At 66.5% G+C, this 17,498-nt stretch carries 16 protein-coding genes and 1 pseudogene; 7 read left to right on the top strand and 10 right to left on the bottom strand.

Annotation, left to right across the window (positions count from 1 at the left end; genetic code table 11):
* Positions 1-2: 2 nt before the first annotated feature.
* Positions 3-980, bottom strand: coding sequence for a hypothetical protein (locus OG844_RS45415; RefSeq protein ID WP_406387276.1), 978 nt, complete (start codon positions 978-980; stop codon positions 3-5).
* Between the two features lie 890 nt (positions 981-1,870).
* Here OG844_RS45415 and OG844_RS45410 point away from each other — a divergent pair.
* Positions 1,871-1,918 (top strand): annotated as a pseudogene (locus OG844_RS45410) (hypothetical protein); the annotation flags it as partial.
* A gap of 149 nt (positions 1,919-2,067) precedes the next feature.
* On the opposite strand, the gene OG844_RS45405 reads toward OG844_RS45410, so the two are convergent.
* From OG844_RS45405 to OG844_RS45390, 4 genes are all read right to left on the bottom strand, one after another.
* The gene (locus OG844_RS45405; protein ID WP_406387277.1) at positions 2,068-2,778 is read right to left on the bottom strand and encodes a helix-turn-helix domain containing protein; all 711 of its coding nucleotides are present in this window, start codon (positions 2,776-2,778) and stop codon (positions 2,068-2,070) included.
* The gene (locus tag OG844_RS45400) at positions 2,778-5,009 is read right to left on the bottom strand and encodes a hypothetical protein (protein WP_406387278.1); all 2,232 of its coding nucleotides are present in this window, start codon (positions 5,007-5,009) and stop codon (positions 2,778-2,780) included. Before OG844_RS45400 ends, OG844_RS45405 begins: the two co-directional genes overlap by 1 nt.
* A 22-nt stretch (positions 5,010-5,031) precedes the next feature.
* On the bottom strand, positions 5,032-5,634 hold the full coding sequence (locus OG844_RS45395; protein ID WP_406387279.1) for a DNA-binding protein: 603 nt from the start codon (positions 5,632-5,634) through the stop codon (positions 5,032-5,034).
* 389 nt (positions 5,635-6,023) lie between these two features.
* The gene (locus OG844_RS45390) at positions 6,024-6,506 is read right to left on the bottom strand and encodes an ATP-binding protein (RefSeq protein WP_406387280.1); all 483 of its coding nucleotides are present in this window, start codon (positions 6,504-6,506) and stop codon (positions 6,024-6,026) included.
* Between the two features lie 259 nt (positions 6,507-6,765).
* Between OG844_RS45390 and OG844_RS45385 the strand changes: the two genes are divergently transcribed.
* Together OG844_RS45385 and OG844_RS45380 are read left to right on the top strand one after the other, a co-directional pair.
* Positions 6,766-7,002, top strand: coding sequence for a DUF397 domain-containing protein (locus OG844_RS45385; protein WP_406387281.1), 237 nt, complete (start codon positions 6,766-6,768; stop codon positions 7,000-7,002).
* 86 nt (positions 7,003-7,088) lie between these two features.
* Positions 7,089-7,988 (top strand): helix-turn-helix domain-containing protein, encoded by a 900-nt coding sequence (locus OG844_RS45380; protein ID WP_406387282.1) that lies wholly within the window; start codon positions 7,089-7,091, stop codon positions 7,986-7,988.
* Here OG844_RS45380 and OG844_RS45375 read toward each other — a convergent pair.
* The 4 genes from OG844_RS45375 to OG844_RS45360 all read right to left on the bottom strand — a co-directional run bounded on the left by OG844_RS45375 (position 7,985) and on the right by OG844_RS45360 (position 10,987).
* Positions 7,985-8,797 (bottom strand): SAM-dependent methyltransferase, encoded by an 813-nt coding sequence (locus OG844_RS45375; RefSeq protein WP_406387283.1) that lies wholly within the window; start codon positions 8,795-8,797, stop codon positions 7,985-7,987. The genes OG844_RS45380 and OG844_RS45375 overlap by 4 nt on opposite strands.
* 147 nt (positions 8,798-8,944) lie before the next feature.
* The gene (locus tag OG844_RS45370; protein WP_406387285.1) at positions 8,945-9,388 is read right to left on the bottom strand and encodes a sigma factor-like helix-turn-helix DNA-binding protein; all 444 of its coding nucleotides are present in this window, start codon (positions 9,386-9,388) and stop codon (positions 8,945-8,947) included.
* An 80-nt stretch (positions 9,389-9,468) separates the two neighbouring features.
* Positions 9,469-10,566: a helix-turn-helix domain-containing protein gene (locus OG844_RS45365; RefSeq protein ID WP_406387286.1), complete on the bottom strand. Its 1,098-nt coding sequence runs from the start codon at positions 10,564-10,566 to the stop codon at positions 9,469-9,471.
* Between the two features lie 148 nt (positions 10,567-10,714).
* Positions 10,715-10,987 carry a hypothetical protein gene (locus OG844_RS45360; RefSeq protein WP_406387287.1) on the bottom strand — a complete coding sequence of 91 codons (273 nt, stop codon included), beginning with the start codon at positions 10,985-10,987 and terminating at the stop codon, positions 10,715-10,717.
* A 673-nt stretch (positions 10,988-11,660) separates the two neighbouring features.
* On the opposite strand from OG844_RS45360, the gene OG844_RS45355 reads away from it, so the two are divergent.
* Entirely contained in the window at positions 11,661-11,921 is a 261-nt protein-coding gene (locus OG844_RS45355; RefSeq protein ID WP_406387288.1) for a hypothetical protein, read from the top strand.
* A 550-nt stretch (positions 11,922-12,471) separates the two neighbouring features.
* On the opposite strand, the gene OG844_RS45350 is transcribed toward OG844_RS45355, so the two are convergent.
* Positions 12,472-13,545 (bottom strand): hypothetical protein, encoded by a 1,074-nt coding sequence (locus OG844_RS45350; protein ID WP_406387289.1) that lies wholly within the window; start codon positions 13,543-13,545, stop codon positions 12,472-12,474.
* Positions 13,546-13,706: 161 nt separating this feature from the next.
* Here OG844_RS45350 and OG844_RS45345 point away from each other — a divergent pair, with 161 nt between their 5' ends.
* The 3 genes from OG844_RS45345 (at position 13,707) to OG844_RS45335 (ending at position 17,458) form a co-directional block, all read left to right on the top strand.
* On the top strand, positions 13,707-14,108 hold the full coding sequence (locus tag OG844_RS45345) for a hypothetical protein (RefSeq protein ID WP_406387290.1): 402 nt from the start codon (positions 13,707-13,709) through the stop codon (positions 14,106-14,108).
* 442 nt (positions 14,109-14,550) lie between these two features.
* On the top strand, positions 14,551-14,730 hold the full coding sequence (locus OG844_RS45340) for a hypothetical protein (RefSeq protein ID WP_406387291.1): 180 nt from the start codon (positions 14,551-14,553) through the stop codon (positions 14,728-14,730).
* 853 nt (positions 14,731-15,583) lie between these two features.
* The gene (locus OG844_RS45335; RefSeq protein WP_406387292.1) at positions 15,584-17,458 is read left to right on the top strand and encodes a hypothetical protein; all 1,875 of its coding nucleotides are present in this window, start codon (positions 15,584-15,586) and stop codon (positions 17,456-17,458) included.
* Positions 17,459-17,498: the final 40 nt, after the last annotated feature.

Raw genomic sequence — 17,498 nt, 5'->3', positions numbered from 1 at the left:
TCTCAGTTGAGGAGATCGTCTAGGAATCCGTTGCCGTCAGCTTCAGTGCGAGTTCCATGGGCAATTCGGCTGGTCCCGCGGTGGGTCCCAATGTGGCCGTCATCGTCGAGGTCTGCATCGCCTGTCGGCTGCGGGCCCGCTGGTCCACGGCCCTGGCGGTGGATCCATGCCCACGATTCGTCCGCCAGCTCGGCAGCTGTGGTCGCTCCTGCGCCTCCCGCCGCGGCGGCACCGAGCAGCCAGGCCAGCATGGCTTTGGGCTCAGCTTTGCGCGGTGGCGCGGTAAATCCCTGGGCCAGCGCTATGGGGGTCAGGCATGCGCCACCGCCTCTCGGGTCGCCCAGGTCTTCCAGCAGCGCCAGGATGCCGTGGGCAAACGGCTTGGCGGCCAGAGCGCGGCCGAAAAGATCGGTGCCCACCGGACGTCCAGCCTCGCCGGCTTGGCGGGCTTGTGCCACCAGCAGGGCTAGACGGGGTGAGGTGAGTTGTGCGAGTTCGTCATGCCATCCCGAAGGCAGTGCCGGTGTCTGGATGACAGGCCACAGGGCAAAGACTGCGAGGTCGACCATGACGGACTCAGGGAGCGGTTCGGCGGGTAGCCGGGTGCATTTGTAGAGGTACTGTGCGGCCCCCGCGGCGAGCAGACGGCGGAGCTGACCGGAATCTTTTGGGGATTTCGCAAGGGTGGCTAGGTCATGCTGCAACGCGTCGAGTTCCTTGGCGTGACTCGCTGCGCGGCGTCGCCCGAGAGGCGCGTTGCTGGCTTTGGTCAGGGTGCGGTAGTCCGTTGTCATGCGGTCGATCCAGAGACGCAGGTCGGGCAGAGCGAGCGGAGCCTCGAGGCCCTCGTAGTGGTGATGGTGGACGATGCTCTGTGTGCCGTTCACGACCTGGTAGGCGTGTCCCTGGCCTTTCACGCGGGCTTGGAGCCGGATGTCCTCGGCTGATTCGAGCCCATCATCAGGGGCGTGTGGACTCATGCGCCACAGTGTGGCCCGAGGGCCTGATCAAGTGCAGCCGAATCGACACAAGAAGCCTGTCTGTGTGCCATGTTGGGCACATCCTGCGTTAGGCGGGCAGAGGGGAGGCTTCGCGATGTCGGGTCCTGCACGGTGGACGGTGGCAGGCGCCTCGTCGGTAGTGGCGTTCGCTCTGGTGCTGTGGATGGTGCGCGCGGCGTCGTGGGGTTGGTTGCCCAGCGACGACGGAGACCGGTGGGCAGTCGGCACGGCGAGCGGAGCGGTGGTCGCAGCAGCAGTACTGTCCGCGCTGACGTGGTGGACCTCACGCCCGGCATCTCCCTCTCCCCTGGCCACGTCAGGGCCGCGTGTCACGCAAGCAGCCGACGCCCGGGATGATGCCGTCATCGACCAGGCTGTTGGCCACCGAGTGCCGCACGGTACTACTTCGGCGTCCGCAACCCCGTCGGCGGGCCACCTCACCCAGCGAGCGAAGGGCCGAGGCCGGTCCCAAATCCGCCAGACCGGCGGCGACGATCATCCCTGATCGGCGTGCTCTTCGCACTCGCGCTGGAAAATGCCAGGCAGGCGCGCCGAAGAGCCGAACGGGTCCGGACCCTGTTCCCGGGGAGCCCAGTCCTCGCGGGGCTCACAAGATCGCCGCCGCAGGCTAACAAGCTCGTGCACGGTTAGCGGTGGGACGTCGAGCTCTGGATCTTCGATCATGGCTGCGTGGTGGGGAAAGCGACGCGCACAGCGATCATCAGCGACCGGAGAATCACGGGCCTGTCGGCCGCTGTGATCGCTGAACTCGTCGCCGAGTTCGACCCGTTGTGGCATGAACGGCACAAGGTCAGGCTTGTGTCCCGCTCGCGGAAGCGTGCGATGGGCGCCCCAGCGCGAAGCACCGCATGGCCTTCGTCGACCGGCTCCTGGCCACGCTGGTGCACCTTCGCCACGGGGTTACTCACGATGTGCCGGCCTGCTGGTTCGGCGTGGACGCTCGACCGTCACCCGGGCCATCGGCGAGGCTTGCGGCCCCTGCTCGCGGAGCGGGGAAGACCCGTTTGGGTATTCGACCAAGGAATCCGTCACCACCGGTCCTGCGTCAGCGCGGACGCCAGGTACGGATTTCCAGGTGCACGATATGGGCGTCTGGGCGGATGCGGCTGCTTTCCACGAGCCATTGGTGGACAGCCGCGGTCACATCTCCACGTGTTTGGTCGACGCGGTGGGCAAAGTCGGTGGCTGCGAACCCGCCGCTGGTCGCAGAGCCGTAGGAACGCTCTTCGGTGTGGTCGGCGCGTTGAATGACGTCGCGGCGGATTCCTGGCGAGTCGGTCCTGCTTCCGGAAGCGTGCAGGAAGCCGGTTCTGGCCAGGCGCACGGTGAACGCGAGGCGTAGGCCCTGGCGGGCGGCTTCGGCGATGAGGGGGCGTAGGCGTGCGGAGCCGGAGGCGATGGCTTGCGCTCCGGCTCGGCCGGTTCCGGTGCCCGTGGGGGTGATGAGGAGGGCTTTGGTGCGGACTCGGGCTTTGGTGCCTGCTGCGGTGGTGCGGCGGGTGATGTGCCTGGCTGCGATGGTGGCGAGTTCGGTGGTGTCGGTGATGCCCGCCGTCTGGACGGCGGCGAGTACTTGGGTAAGGGCTGGGACGAAGGCTGCACCTTTGTTCTTTGTGTAGAACTGGGAGACGAGGGAGGCGTCGCGGTTGATGATGCGGGCGATGTCGCGTTTGGTGTAGCCGGCTGCCTGGAGCTGGTCGGCGAGGCGGGCTGCTTCGTTCAGGTGCGGTCCGGGCGCGGGGCGGCGGGGCGGCATCAGGGTGCCTCAGGGGTGGTCGTGGGCTGCTGGGTGGAGCGGCCTCGGTCGCGCAGGGCGAGGAGTTCGTCTTCGCTGGCGGGTGCGATGACGGGACCGGTGAGGTGGCCTTTGTTCAGGTAGTCGCCGGGCTGGCCGTGGTAGGGCCATGGCTGGGGCTGGGTGAGGTAGACGGCGTCGGTGCGGAAGGCGACGACGGTGCCGGGCGGGGTGTGGAGGGCTCCGGCGTAGGTGTCGTCTTCGCGGTGGCGCTGGGAGAGGAGTGCGGCGCGGGCGGAGGACCAGATGTGGGCTGCCCATTCGGGGTGGGCGTTGGGGTCGCGGGTGAAGCCGGTGGGGCGCTGCCAGGTGATGGTCTCGTCGTTGAAGCCGATGATTTCGGCGTCGGTGGGGACGTCGCGCTCTGCGGTGCGGGGGGTGGTGCCGGTGACGGTGCGGGGGCGTTGGGCGAAGGCGCCGATGCCGTACAGGAGGATGGCGCGGACGGCCCGGGAGGCGAGGTGGGCGGCGGTGCGTTGTGCGGGGTCGCCGTTGAGGTCGGCCTGGGCGGTGAGGGAAGCCCAGGCTTCTTTCAGCTTCTTGGACCAGTCGTCGAGCGGTTTGCCGTCGTCGAAGAGGATGCCGTCGAGGATCTCGATCTTCCACGGGCCCAAGGGGTTGGACAGGGCGGTGTAGATCTCGGGTCCGCCTGCCCAGGTGGTGAACGTGTGGCCGGGGGCGGCAGGGTAGTGCCAGGCGCGGTCGCCGGGGGCGGGTGCGGGAAGGATTCCGACGTGGTTCCAGGTGTCGGGGACGGTGACGCGGACGTGCCAGTGCCCGCAGGCGAACAGGGCTTTGGTCTGTTCCTTCTGGGACCAGGAGGCAAACGTGGCGGCGGTGACGCGGCGGGGGGTGCCGACACCTGATTTCCAGGTGTGTTTGGCGTAGGCGAAGGTCCGGTCGTATTCGACCAGGGCGGGAAGCTGTTGAGGGACGCGGGGCGGGGTGATGAGTTCGGTGCGGCCCTGTCCGGCCGTCGCGTGGAAGAGGCCGCGGAGCTCTTCGGACAGGACGGGGTAGCCGTCGGCGTACTGGCCCTTGGTGGGGACGGTGCGGGTCCACAGGTCCCGGCCGGTCTGGGAGGGAGAGCCCATGAGGACGGCGTCGGGCCAGTGACGGCGCAGGGCTTTCCAGAGCAGAACGAACGCGTCGCGGATGATGGCGGGTTCGGTGCCCTCGGTGTCGAACCACTCCCCCGCCGAGCGGATCTCCACATGCTGCTCCCCGTTTTCGCGCTGGTAGCGGCCGACGGGATTGCGGGGGTGGACGAAGTGACCGGCCATGCGGTCCTTGCCGCGACCGGTGTCGGTACGCCAGCCCGGTGTGGAGGCATTCAGCCAGGCTCCGACAGCGTCCTTGAGGAAGGGGTGCTGGTCTGCCACGCGGTGCCAGGGAGCCCCGGCGGTGATGTAGATCCGCTCGACGCCGTCGGGCAGAACGTGGAAGACGGTGTTCAAAATCTCTGCGGCACTGGCGGTCGGCAGGTCCAGGCGGAACGTCTGGTCGCGGTGCACCAGCACACCCGTCTGCGTATCCAGGAAGACGGTGCTGCGGGCCTGCTGGGTGAAGTTGGGGTGTGTGGAGGTGAGGATTTCGGTGTGTGCGAACCACCGGTCGCCATCGGGGCCCTCAGGGACGCCGGGAAGGTCGCGCTGCTCTCCCGTCCGCACAGGCGGAGCAAGGGCAGTTGGTGGTGTTTGTGCCTGAGGGGCGACGGGATCGGTTGAGCATCGTCCGGGCGTCTGTGTAGCGGGCCCGGCTACTGAGGCAGGTTCGGGCGCCGTGTCGCTCGCGTTGGTTTCCGAGTGCCGGCTGGGTGCAGGTTCGGGAGTCGGTCGGGTCATGTCCGGTGCAACAGTGCCTGAGCGGCCGGGTGACTCCTCAGCAACACTGGTGGGTGCCGGACCTGCCCCGGGTTGAGGCGTCGGCTGGACGGGGATGGACTGTGCTGCCGGTGGGGCGGTGGTGAGCCGGTCGGGGGCGAGGATCGGGGCGATGGCCACCACGTCAGCAAGGCTGAGCCCGGCCGCAGGTGCGATCCGCTCGGCCTTCGCCTTCTCGTATCCGGCCAGCGCGGTGATCTGCCGTGCACGGTCCGTCTCCAGCTTCGCGAGCGCGGCCTGGGACTTCTTGATGTCATCACGCAGCACGCGCAGCTCGGCCAACTGTGCGTTATAGGTCTTTGCGTCCATCACGATCCCTCATGCCCGCAGGTCAGTTGGTGAGGCGGTTTCCGGTGGAGACGTAGGCGATCGCGCCGCCCGAATGCGAAGTGAGGCGCGTCCCCAGGAGAAGGTCAGCTACGTTCCGGTCCGTTTGACGTGGGGCCGTCACGTGCTTAACAGGAGTGGCCAGGTCGGTGAGGTATCCGGCAAGGACTGCGCCCGGAAACGTGTGCCGGCCGCCCTCACCTTTCTCCCAGGTGTCCAAGCCGGTCAGGACGGCCACGACGTAGCCTGACAGGGTCACCGGCAGTATTCCCCCGGCAGCCACACTGGCGGCGTCGCAGCGCCACCAGCCGCGCAGGCCTTTGAGGAGGTCGTCGGGCCCGAGGTTGGATCCGTATCCGATCCATTGTCGGTCGGTGTCTTCGACTTGGCGGGCCGCGTCGACACGTAGGACCCCAAGTTCCTTGGCCTCCAGGTGGTGCAGAGGTGCACGCTCTCGTTCCTGCAGGGCTTGAACGACCCAGAGGGGCGTCATCACCCGAACACCCCGCCGGGAGAGCCCTGGGAGTACGCCTGCCTCGACGAGGCGCCGGTAGGTGGTGATTGCGCAGCCCAGCTCCTCGGCGACTTGCCCCGTCGTGAGCAGCATGGCCTGCCTCCTGGCCCGTCGGGTCTTTTACTGCGCTGACGCTATCGTCAACTTCACCCCCGTTCAAGTCCGATCAGTTATCTGATTCGGCTTGTCAGGCGGCGGGGCTGATCTCGCGACGGCGCCTCTTCGCTCGCCGCTCTCTTCACACGGCACGGCAGCCTCATGCCTCGCAGACGCCCGGCGCAGCGGTGGGAACTTGTGGGATGTGCATGCGGGTGGGAGAGGACGGCCCGTTCGCTACGACAACGACCGCGGTGAGTGAAAGGCCGACGCTGGCGCGTCAGCGTCCGCGAGAGTTTGGGACGGAGGGTGCCCTGGCGGACGGACCTACCGCCTGCCTGGGCCGGCTTCTCGAGCGTGCGGCCACTGACGCAGCACTCGCCTCTTCAAGGCCGTGTGGGTACGCGCGCCCATACGGTCTTGGTGCCTGCGTGGCTGACCGACCATCCCCATGCCGTGCTGAGTCTTGTGACGAGGAACAGCCCGCGGCCGGTTTCGTCGAGCAGGCTGGATGGTCTGTGCTGTGGAAGAGAAGTGCTGGGGTCGGTTACGGCGCAGACGATGGCGCCGTCCTTGCGGACGAGTCCCAGCCAGGCCTTTGTCCGCGTGTGGGGGGCAGTGGTGCGCAGTGCATGCTGGATGGCGTTGGCTGCCAGTTCCCAGGCTACGGCGAGGATCTCGTCGGCCCCTTGCCGCCTGTTCACGTCCCATTCGGCCAGTGTCTCGTGGGTGAACTCCCGCACTTGGGACCGGGCGGCAAAGGTGTCGGTGAATGTGCTGGCGGCGAACCCTGCGGTGCTGATGCCGAGCGCCAGACCCCAGTCCGGGGGGTGGGAGACGGCGAGGTTACCGATTTCGAGTGGGATCATTTCGGCCAGACCGGACTGGATTCGGTCACTGCTGTCGCAGCAGTGTGTAATCGATGCTGGTGCCCGCACTGTTCATCCCCCGATGGGCGCTCAGTTGTCCGGAGCCCTCACGGCCTGCCGGTCGCTAGTATCCAGCCCACTCCCGTCTCGTGCAATTGCATCGACGATTACTACGCAAAAGAGGGGCGAGGGGCTCCCACTGTGAAGGCCACTGGGCTTCATCAGCGGGATGAAACTAACAGCAGACGGGATATCCGGCATGGACAATTTTCGCAATGGCATTTCTGCAGGTTCACTCGAAGGAGTGGACTGGGCGAAGAGTCGGCACAGTGGACCGCAGGGGAACTGCGTAGAGTTGGCCGCGTTGCCTGACGGGGATGTTGCGCTTCGTAATTCGCGCGACCCACAGGGACCGGCGTTGATCTACTCACGTGAGGAGATCAGCGCTTTCCTTCACGGGGTCAAGGAAGGCGAGTTCGACGCTCTCGGCATGTAACTTGCTTGTTCGGCAGGGGTGTTGTTCCCTGACGGAGGGCTTCTGCGTGGGATAATCCGAGTAAGCGACGTCCCGCAGGAGCCCACATGCAGGCTGTTCCCAGTGACCAGCGTCCGCACCCCCCGCTCGGAAGTTACCTTTCTCTGCCGGGATTCAGTCCGACCGCGCTGAGCATGGCGCTGGGGTCGAGGCTGCGGGCTCTGCGCATCGCGGCCGGGGTGAGCGCGAGAGAGGCGGCCGCGGAGATCGGCTGCTCCGAAGCGAAGATCAGCCGGCTCGAGCGGGGGCAGTCCCCTCCTCATGTGGGCGATGTGAGCTGCCTGATGCGGCGGTACGGTGCGGTCGCCGAGCTGGAGACTGCGTGTGAACTGGCCAGGAAGGCGAATGAGCCCGGCTGGTGGGAGGATTTCGGTCCAGCCGTTCCTCCGTGGTTCGACAAGTTCCTGGGGCTGCAAGAGGCCGCGGAGCTGATCCGAACCTATGAAGTACAGCTGGTTCCCGGCCTGTTGCAGACCGAGGAATACGCCCGCGCGGTAACCGTGAGCGGTGTTCCGCTGGCCACCCCGCAGGAGGTCAGCGCCAGGGTGGGTCTGCGTAAGCGCCGCCAGGAGTTGTTGCAGCGCAGTGTCAGCCCGACATTGTGGGCCGTTGTCGACTGGCCGGTGCTGCACAGGCCTCTGGGAAGTGCAGGACTGATGCGCAGGCAGCTGGAGCACCTCATCGAGATGTCAAGTTCTCCTAGTATCAAGCTTCAGGTGCTTCCGCCGGACTGTCTGGCTATCGGCACCCCGGTGACGTTGCTGCGGTTCGGCCTGCCGGACTTGCCGGATGTGGTCTATCTGGAGCACCCGACGGGAGCGAATTACATCGACAAGCCCGAGGACACCGCGCAGTATCGGTCCATGCTGGACCACCTGTCCATGACAGCGCTCTCGCCGGCTCAGACGGTCAGCGAGCTGAAGAAGACGGTCCGCAGCATCCGTTAGCGGGATTTCTGCCCGATGCCGCCTAGTTCCTGCAGCGGTCCGGGGACCGGTCTGCCCTGCATGTCGTCAGGCCGCCACAGTGACACGTCCGTCACTCCGGGATCGAGCAGTTCGAGCCCATTGAAGAGAATCGTGGCTTCGGGGACAGAGCGCACATGCCCCCACTGCCCGCCCGTCGCGTCGTGCATCACCGCGTCGATCCTGTTGGCCAGTTCCGTTTCACGGCTGATGAGTTGACTGGCCACCAAGAAGCTTCCGGTCGGCAGTGCATCGATGAGACGAGCGATGGCCGGCTGATCACCAGTCCGGTCGGGGAGAGTATGCAGATAGGAGACAGCGAGTACGGCTACGGGCCTGGTGAGATCGACCAGGTTGGCGATGTCGGGGTGGCTGAGGATGCCCGGCGCCTGCGACAGGTCACCCTGGACCACTGCCGTGCCGGCCTCCTCCATCAATGCCCGCCCGTGGGCGACCACCATGGGGTCCCGGTCCACATAGACGACTTTGCTCTCGGGCCGGGCACGGCGGGCGGTTGTATGCGTGTTCTCCCACCTGGGCAGTCCACAGCCGAACTCGACGAATTGGTCGATTCCATGGGCGAGAGCCAGGGTCCGGACGGCCCGAAGCCGGAAGTGGCGCTGCGCGCGGGCTAAAAGCCGGCTCTGGGGCGCCTGGTCCAGCAATCGGTGGCAGGCCTCGCGGTCAGCAGGGTAATGGTCCTTGCCGCCCAGGAAGTAGTCGTACATGCGAGGGACGCTTGCCCTGTTGAGGTCGATCGTTTCCGGCAGGAATTCGCGTCCTTGCACCATCAACACTCTCACCCGTAGCCATGCACTATCTACCCGGTAACAAGCATGTCACGAGCAACTAGGGTGGCGCGGGCCAAGTCGTGCGCTGACTTGACGAACTGGGCAACTTCCACATGCCTCTGACATATGCCCATACGCGGGGCGCGCTCAGCGGAAGACCGGTGTCGCGTCCAGGCGGTGACGATCCTGGCTCTGCAGGCTGTCGACGGCCTTCGCCAGGTCCAGGGCCACCTCACTCTCCTTCACGCCCATCAGCTCCGCCGTCTCCGCGCGACTCAAACAGAGCCGGTAGCGCAGGAGTACGGCATCGGCCTGCCTGGGGGGCAGTGCCAGATGCGCAGCATCTCCGGCATTGCCCCGGCGGGCCCGGTCGGCGTCAAGCAGTGCCCAGTCCACCTGAGCAGTGAGTACCTGCCAGGCCACGCGGGAGGGCATGTCGCTGCTGATGACGCTGGGCCAGACCACCACGAGCGCGCCGAGCACGGACTCGACGATCTGCCGGGCCTTGCCCGCATCGAGAGACCGGGCTCGGGCGTAGCGGATGTAGCGCTCCTGGTGGCGCAGGCAGAACGCGGTGAACTCGACAGGCAAGGTAAGTGCCAGGGGTGGGCGGGGCTGGGTGCCGAAGCCCTCGGCCGGGGCCGGAACAGGTGCGGGCCAGGAGACCGGATTCACTGCGGGCCCTGGCAGTCGAATCGCACGCCGTCTTTGCGGCTGCTCGGTTCGGGGTCGCAGGCGTTGAGGAAGGCGGTGTAGACCGCTTCCCACAACGGCCGGATGTCGGCGGGGCATCCGCCGATTGCGGTGACGAAGCGGCCTGTCTTCTCCCAGGTGGGGACGTGTCCGCCATCGAGAATGCGTTCAGCGGTCGCGACGTCGATCTCGCCGCCGGACAGTTCGCAGATCTTGACCGCATCAGGGCGGTCGGCCATCAGGTGCAGGCCCTGCAGTGCTGCGTACAGGCGGGCGTTGGACTCGACCAGGTCTTGTGGCGGGGCGGCCAGCCCGTTCGCGCTTTCCCACATGGCACGTAACGCCATGGGGTCTTCGCCGAAGACTTCGACCAGCTGGCAGACCACCGGCCATGAGGGGGTGCGCTGCACCGACAGGATGCGAGAGACGTAGGAGCGGGAGAGGTCGGTGGAGTCAGCGACTTCCTGGATGCTCAGACCGCTGGCGTGGTGCAGGTTGGCCAGGGCCTGGGCAAGCTGGCGGGCGGCCCTGCTGGCGGAGGCCACAACGGGCTCTGTCTCCCGAACTGCAGAGGTCGGTGAGGTATGCGCCTGACGGGCGCGCTGACGCTCAAGGGACCTCAGTGCGAGGCGGCGCATCACCTCGCTCTCGCCCCAGCGGGTGCGTGCGGTGCTCTCGCTCACGCACGCCGCACGTGCGATGTCCTCCCAGCTCGTCCCCCGGCGGCGTGCGTCACGGGCGGCGGCGCCCATGTAATACGCCACTTCCTTCATGACCACCGCAGCACGCGGCAACAGCTCGTCCACGCCCTGCCCTTCGTACTCTGCGTCGAGCAGGTCCGATGCGAGGGTAAGCAGCTCTTCTGCGATCACCCTCGCCAGTGGCCGTCCGGCGTGAGCGTTCGCCGTGCCGGCGCCGGCGCCCCGCCCGTCGCGGGCTTTTTGGGCCTGCCGCCTGCACGTAGCCGTGCAGTAGGTCTTCTTGCGTCCACGCCCGGTGCGCTGCTCGATCCTCTGCCCGCAGTGCCAGCACCGTGAACTCTGTTCGGTCGCCTCGTCCGTCATTTCCGTCACCATCTGATCGCTCCGTTTTCTTTACCGGTCGCGCAATCCGCGCACCCCAACAGAAAAGGAATAGAGGGTTCCGATTGATGGGGGTGCGGGCATCTCGCCCCTGTCCGGCGGCGCCGCGCCCCCACAGCGAGGGCGCGGCGCCGGGTAGAGGTCAGGTCAGGGAAACCCGCTGGTAGCGGAGGTAGGAGTGGCGCGTTCCCATGAAGAGAGCACCGACGAGAGCCGCCGCGGCGGGCTGCTCCCAGGACTCAGTGATCAGGATGACGGCGAGGACCGGAACAGCCAGGAAAGCGCCCAGCTGGACCGTGACATCCCAGGCGACACCCGTGAGGGTTTCGCCCGCCGTGAAGCGCGGAATGTTAGCGTCGTGACCTGCCGCGAGCTGGTAATCCCTCACGGCAGCGATGAAGCGGTCGAGATACATGGTCTTCCTTCTGTGGAGCTATGTATTCGGTCGTGGAACACGAGGGGGCCCTGGAGTTGCTGGGAAGGCCGCCTGGGGCCCCACTCGCGACACGGACGCTACCGCCCCGCACCAGCCGTTATCCATTTGATCGGCTAAAACTTGCAAACCCCCGGCACGGCGGTACAGAAAATCCATCCACCAAGCGGCTGGCACTCCACTCAAACTGATCAGTTATCAGTCAGGATCGCGCACGGTCGCCCATTTTTGATTACTTCAAAAATGCTTTCGGCACACCATGCAATTGTGCGAGCATCAGGCCCACTTATCGAGGCGAGTGACCAAGATCTCTTACGGCACTCAGTGCCCATTCGAGATCACGTGACGCCAATGCCACTGCCTGCACATTCGCCACTCGCGCGGCACTCCGTGCCTCGGCTGATCTCCGTTCGGAGAACGGGATTTCAACCTGTTGAGCGCCTAGCACACGCGCTCCTGAGGGGCGGGGCAGCCGTGACGGGACGGTCACGGCGCCACCGGGCGGGGCGCGCGCCCGGGCACACGATCGATCGGTCTGGTTCGGCATGACTCTGCGTCAGGCACTGTCGGCCCGCCTCTGCCAGCACTGACGAACCGGCGCCGGCGGCGTAACCGCGCGCTTCGGCCGACTGGCTGCAAGAGAACATGGGCGCTGATGGCGCTGATCGATGCTGAGGACTTCACCGCGCTGGTGGACGGCAACGTTTTCCAGGACATCTCGGTCGCCGACGGGCCGAAGACGGCTGTGTGCGCAGCCCCGCCAATCAGCGACAGCCCTGCGCCGGCTCCTGCCACGCCAACTGAGCCGAGCTTCACCGCACTGACCGCTCACTGGGCGGCAGCGGGGCGTGTCGTGCCCGGCCGGACGGACCGGGAGTGGGCCATAGTGGCAGGCAGCTGCCCGTGGCCCCAGTGATAGAGGCCAGCGTGGTGCGGTGTTCGCCTCACCCCCCAAGGCCGCACTCGCTGCACCGGCTGGCAGCCTCGGAGCCTGCCCGGCCACCGAGGCTGCCAGCCCGGCGGTTCACCTGAGCCCCCTTCGGTCAGGCAGCGGACTGCAACCGCGCAGGTACACGTGCGTGCCCCGACGATGAACCTTTGGACCGACGGGGGTCGGCTGGGCGCCATGGACCACTGAGCGTGGGCCCGACGATGCGGGCTGGACTGCCCGCCCGGCGGGCGAGGTGCAATCTCACTCCCATGAATGATCTTCCAAATCCCGACTGCGGTGGACACCACGACCGGCAGCCGCCGGTACAAACGGCTGACCTAACGGTCAAGACGCCCTGCGCGATTCCCCGCCGCACCCGCCGTTGCGGTGTCTCCACGCAACGGGCTCGGGGAACGGGCTGGTCGCAAGGGCCGCTGCCCAGCCGCAAGCGACGGTGGTCAGTCCTCGGGCTTGGTAGGTCGGGCGGTTCGGCCGTGCTGGGCCGCGTTGACCCGAACCAGCACGGCGGGTGGCGTCAGCCAAGTTCTACGGTGCACTTCTCGGTATACGGCTCGTCGCGCCAGAGACAGATCTTGACGGTGACGTCCCGACCGCCGATGACGGTCGGGACCGCAGGGGTGCGGACGTAGTCACGCTGGTCGACTGGCAGTGGAGTGCGGCACTCGTGCCAGTCGTCACCGCCGTTGTCCGTCCAACGCAGTCGGATGCCGCCCGAGTGAGGGTCATTGTCGTCCGATCCAGCCCTGCCCCAGTAGTACTTGGGGCCCTTGTGGCTGAGGTAGCGGGCGGAGCCATTCATGATGTCAAAGTCCAGAGTTGGTGTGATCATCGTGGCTTGGTCATCGGTGAAGACCTTGGCTGGCTCTCTGATGATCTCACCCTTCTTAGTGCCGTCCAGGCAGCTGAGAATGCGGTTCTTGCTGACAGTCTGAGGGTTCTTCCCGTCGGCCTCGTCGCTGGAGGTAAACCACGCTGTTGCGGCCGCCACAGCGACAAGGGCGCCTGCGGTCATGGTGAGGAATCGTCGGCCGGGCCACCAGTTGCGCAGCTTGGGGTCTGGGACGGGCGGATCCTCATCCACTTCCGCGACCGCGACCGTGTCCGCGTCCGCGTCCGTGACAGCCTTGACGGCCTGCAGGAGTTCCCGCTTCTGCTCGTCACCGAAATCGATGTCAGCAATCTGGTAACAGGCAGTGGCGACAGCAAGGACCCAGGCTGCGTCTTTGACCCGGGGCAGGTCGCCCTTGAACGCCTTGGCCACGTAGTTGTGCGGGGATGCTCCTTCAAGCGAGATGGTCAGCAGTTGCGGGTTTTCGGATGTGGTGTCTGGATACAGCCGGTGCCTCTTGATGACCTGCAGGATGTGGCGCGTGGATTCGGCGCGCCCGCGAAGAGTGGGGGCGGTGCCATGGTCCTTGGCGAGCGCCTGGGCTCCACGGAGAAGTCGCGCGACGTGCTGTGCTGCCTCTTGCTGCTGCGGGGTGGGTCTCGTGCCCATACTCACCCTTCCGAGGTTGATGGCCAGTTGAGGGTCCGCCGATTCTGCCGCATCAGCTGTCGTGGTGTCTGTCAGCTGTCTCGCCGACACAGAGCTGCAGGTAACAGTTGTCTTTCGTGGACGAACTGCAGTGCCGACTGCTCTAGTTGGATTCGTTCCCGCTCACGCTGGGCGCTTCCGAGGAGCGCCTGTTTCTGCTGCGTCCGTAGCGGGAGTCTGAACCGTCACGGTTGACTGAAAGAGGAAAAGACGTGAAGCACCCCAAGGCCGGAGTCTTCTTGGCCAAGAACGCTTTGAGGGCCCTTGCAGTCGGAGCATCCGCCGTTGGCCTGATCCTCACGCTGGCGGGCCCGGCCAGCGCACAACAGCGGGTATGGACGTGGTCCGGGAACAGGATCGCAATCGACAACAGCCCTGGAACTGGCGCCTCGTGGGCCTGGGTCAATGACGAGATGGCCGACCAACGCGGCGTTTGCCTGCTGCTCAACTTCCAGAAGGTCAACGACATCGCCATCTGTGACGGGAACGGCGCACACAACGAAGCGACCTCCGAGTCCTACTCGGAAAATGTCTTCGGGGACGTTGTGGAGTTCCGGGCATGCGAATACGTCGGTGACACGTGGACGTCCTGCTCGTCCTGGACGTCCGTGTAGTGACGGCCGCTCCTGAAGGGCTCTCTCCCTGAGCCCTTCAGGAGCGCAGCCATCGACCACTGCTGACGGTGGCCTGTGGGCGGCGTCAGCTCCTTCTCCAGCCGGGTGACCGTGGCCCGCGCTGACATCAGTGCCACCGTCCTTGCCGCCCGTTCCTGCATAGGTGTCCCCGGTCCCGCCGGAGACACCCATCGCCTGGCCCACGGGCTCCGTCCCCGTGCCCGCCGCTGCCAGAGCCGTCGCCGTCCGAGTACAGGAACGGGGGAAGGCTGTGGCCGTAAGGGGGACCAGCCAGCGCACGCAGCGAGGCCGCGGCGGGCAAGGGGCTTCGCATTCATGGGTGCGCTCCAGGGCTTGTGAGTGATCCGCTCCTGGCGGGCATAAAAGACTGAGCGCGCTGCCCCAGCAGGCGCCGCTGACCGGCGCGGCCTACCGTTCATTCATGAACGCCACAAGCAGCCGCGAACCGCCCGCCTGCACCAGGTGCGGCGAAGCCCTCAGCTACTCGGGTCATGTGGACAAGACGGCAATGGGACATCAGAACCGCGAGCAGGAGCGCGGAATCTTCAAGTGCCGTAACGAGGCGTGCGAGAACTTCGAGACCGTCGTGGAGCCCAGCTAGCGCGCCGTCGCCAGCTGCTCGCGGGGCGCGGACGGTCGGACTCGGCGAAGAGCTCGCACATGTGGCCCGGGAAGTTGCGCACCTACGCGTTCTTGGTCCTCTTCCTGTCGTCGTCCATCGCCCGGCCGCGCGAGGCTTCCACACGCGGGCCTGCCGCTCGAGGTGGCACTGCTTCTGGGTCTCCTTGCGCACGAGACGGTGCCGGCTGGGAGTGGCCGTTGTGCTGCATGGCCGGGCCGCACATCTACCGCTCGCCACGGTCGCCTCGCGACGGTGTTCTGCAGCTCGCATCGTGAGCACGGTCAGGAGCCGCTTGCCGGTGCCTCACCACTGCGGCGAGGCCACCGCCGCCAGGTCGCGGGCCTCTTCGTCTGGCACCGGCCCGTGGAAATGATCATCAGCCAGGCGCTCAAAGGTCCTCGTCGCGCAGGAACGCAGCGTTCGGCAAAGGGAGTCGGCCGAAGTAGAAACAGTGCGGCGCGCCTTGGCGGGCCAGCGAAGCTCGATCCCGCAGTGCGGGCAGAAAACGAAGTGCTCGGTGATGTCTCCGCCACAGCCATACAGCAACTCGCGGACCTCTCCACGTAGGTGTCAGATCACATGCAAGGCTACGGCAGGCAGTGATCTCAGGTACCCGGATGTACCGGCAACCCGCCCGCAGCGCTGGCCTTACCGCATCGCCGGTTGGCCAGGCACGGCCGTCACACTGCCCACGAAGCAGGGGCAGGCAGAGGTAGGCGGGGCGTGGGAGCAGGTCGACGCCTCGGCGGTGCCTGGCCAAGCGTCTCCAAGGGCGCTAGCTGCCAGAGACGGCGGTGGCCGTCTGGTGAACAGCGGTGGCAGACTGCAGTCCATGGGTGAGGGTGAGGTGCGTGCTGCACTGACGTGGACTGATGAGGTGGCGCAGGCCCTGCGGGGCAACAGAATTGACTCGGCGGAGGGGGAGCTGACCTGGCCGGAGGCGCTGGAGCAGTTGCGTGCACGGGCTGGCGACGGACCCTACACAGGGCGTCAGCGGCAGCCTTGGGAAGCAACGATTTCCGATCTCACGCATGGTGCCGGCCGATTGGGTCCAGCGGTACGCCACCAGCTGGAGCCTCGTCTCACCGATCTCCTTGCCGCACTATCGCCGCCGCCGAACGCCAGCGCCGCGGACCGTATCGCCACGGCGGCGCGGCTGGCCGATGAGCTGCTCAGGCAGGCTAGTAGTGGGCAGTTGCTGCCCGCGGCGTGGCAGGACTTGTTGGGCTCGGCGCGCGACGGTGTCGGCTTCGACGCACTCGACGGGTGCCGGAAACTGCTGTACGTGTTGTTGCGGCGCTCACAGCATCAGGCCGAGCGGTTGTGCCACCAGTTGTCCGCGGTGATGCGCGATGACGCAGTGTCCGTGCAGCGGGCCCAGGTGCGGCTGGGTGATCTCGATGTCATTGCACCATCGAGAGACATAGTGGGTTCTGCGGCCGGGTGGAGCCCGCAGGCGCGCGCCGATCTGTGCGAGCGGCTGGTGGTGGCTCAGCCCCTCACGGCCCATCATGTGGTGTGGCACGCATTCAGACGGGCGGCGACCACCAAGATGGTCGAGGAGTATGGGCCCGTCACGTTATACGACAGCGAGTGGTTGCGCGGGAACCTGCTCAATGACGGGCCGTTCAAGAGGGATCTGCCTGCCGAGGCAACGGCCGACGACGGCTTCTTTCCCGCTGAGATGCTGCCCGAGGGGAAGGATGTGGTGATAGCCAGAGTCGATTTGGGTTCCAAAGCCCGGGCCGATGCGCCGGCCGACTCCCGTGTCCTGGTGCAGTCCTTGATTCTGGCGGCCACATTCCCCGCGGACCGGCATGGCTGGGAGCTCTACGAGGGCTACATCCATGCCGCCAATGGTGACTGCGGCTGGAAGGTGTTCAGTCTGCTCGACGAGGACATCGACGCCCGGATGCCTTACGGGCCGATGGACATCACTGCGAGACGCCTGTCGGAGATGGCACCGCGTGTAGCTCCGCACTTGGCATCCGGGCTTGCTGACCTGTCTGGTGTGGTCGACGCCATCGGCTGGTGGAAGGCCTCGGGAGTGCAGCCCCCGCACGCCTCAGTACTGCTGGATGTGCGCATCCTGGAGACCGTGGCAGGGATGGTGTGCGGGCATGGACAGACCTGGTACGGGTATCTCGACGCCTATCACAAGAACGCATGGATCCGGCGCTCCATGACATCCGAGCTGTTCCATGTGGTGTGGCATGCGCGCGATGACCTTCACCGGTGGAGCGCGCAGGAACAGGAAGCGGTCACTACGATCCATGACAAGCTGCTGCGTCATCGACGCTGGGAATCCCACGCTGACATGGCCCAGGTGGTTGCCGAACTTCCCGCCTTGGCAGCAGCTCTCCCGGAACACACGCTGCAGCATCGCCGGACCGCTGCCGCGGCCCACCGGATCTCGACCCCTGAAGGCGTACGCGCCTGGTACACGGACCTGGAGAACAGGTGGATGCGAACCCTGGGCCGGCTGCGGCTGGTCCGCAACGCCCTCGCCCACGGCGGCCCAGTCACCGCCGCCGCCGCCGCAGCCAGCGTCGCCCCGGTCGTGCACCAACTAGCCGGAGGAGCACTCCTGTCCAGCCTCACCGCACTCGCAGAAGGAACAGCTGCGGCTGATCGGCACGAGGCGCATCGCGATCGATGCGATGCGTGGGCCCGGGACTGTCTGTCCGGCACGGCCTACAAGCCCTAGCAGCTGACGTAACTGCAGCACATCGCACCGTGCCTCTGGA

This window comes from Streptomyces sp. NBC_00887, assembly GCF_045207585.1.
This window is presented reverse-complemented; position numbering and strand designations above follow the sequence as displayed.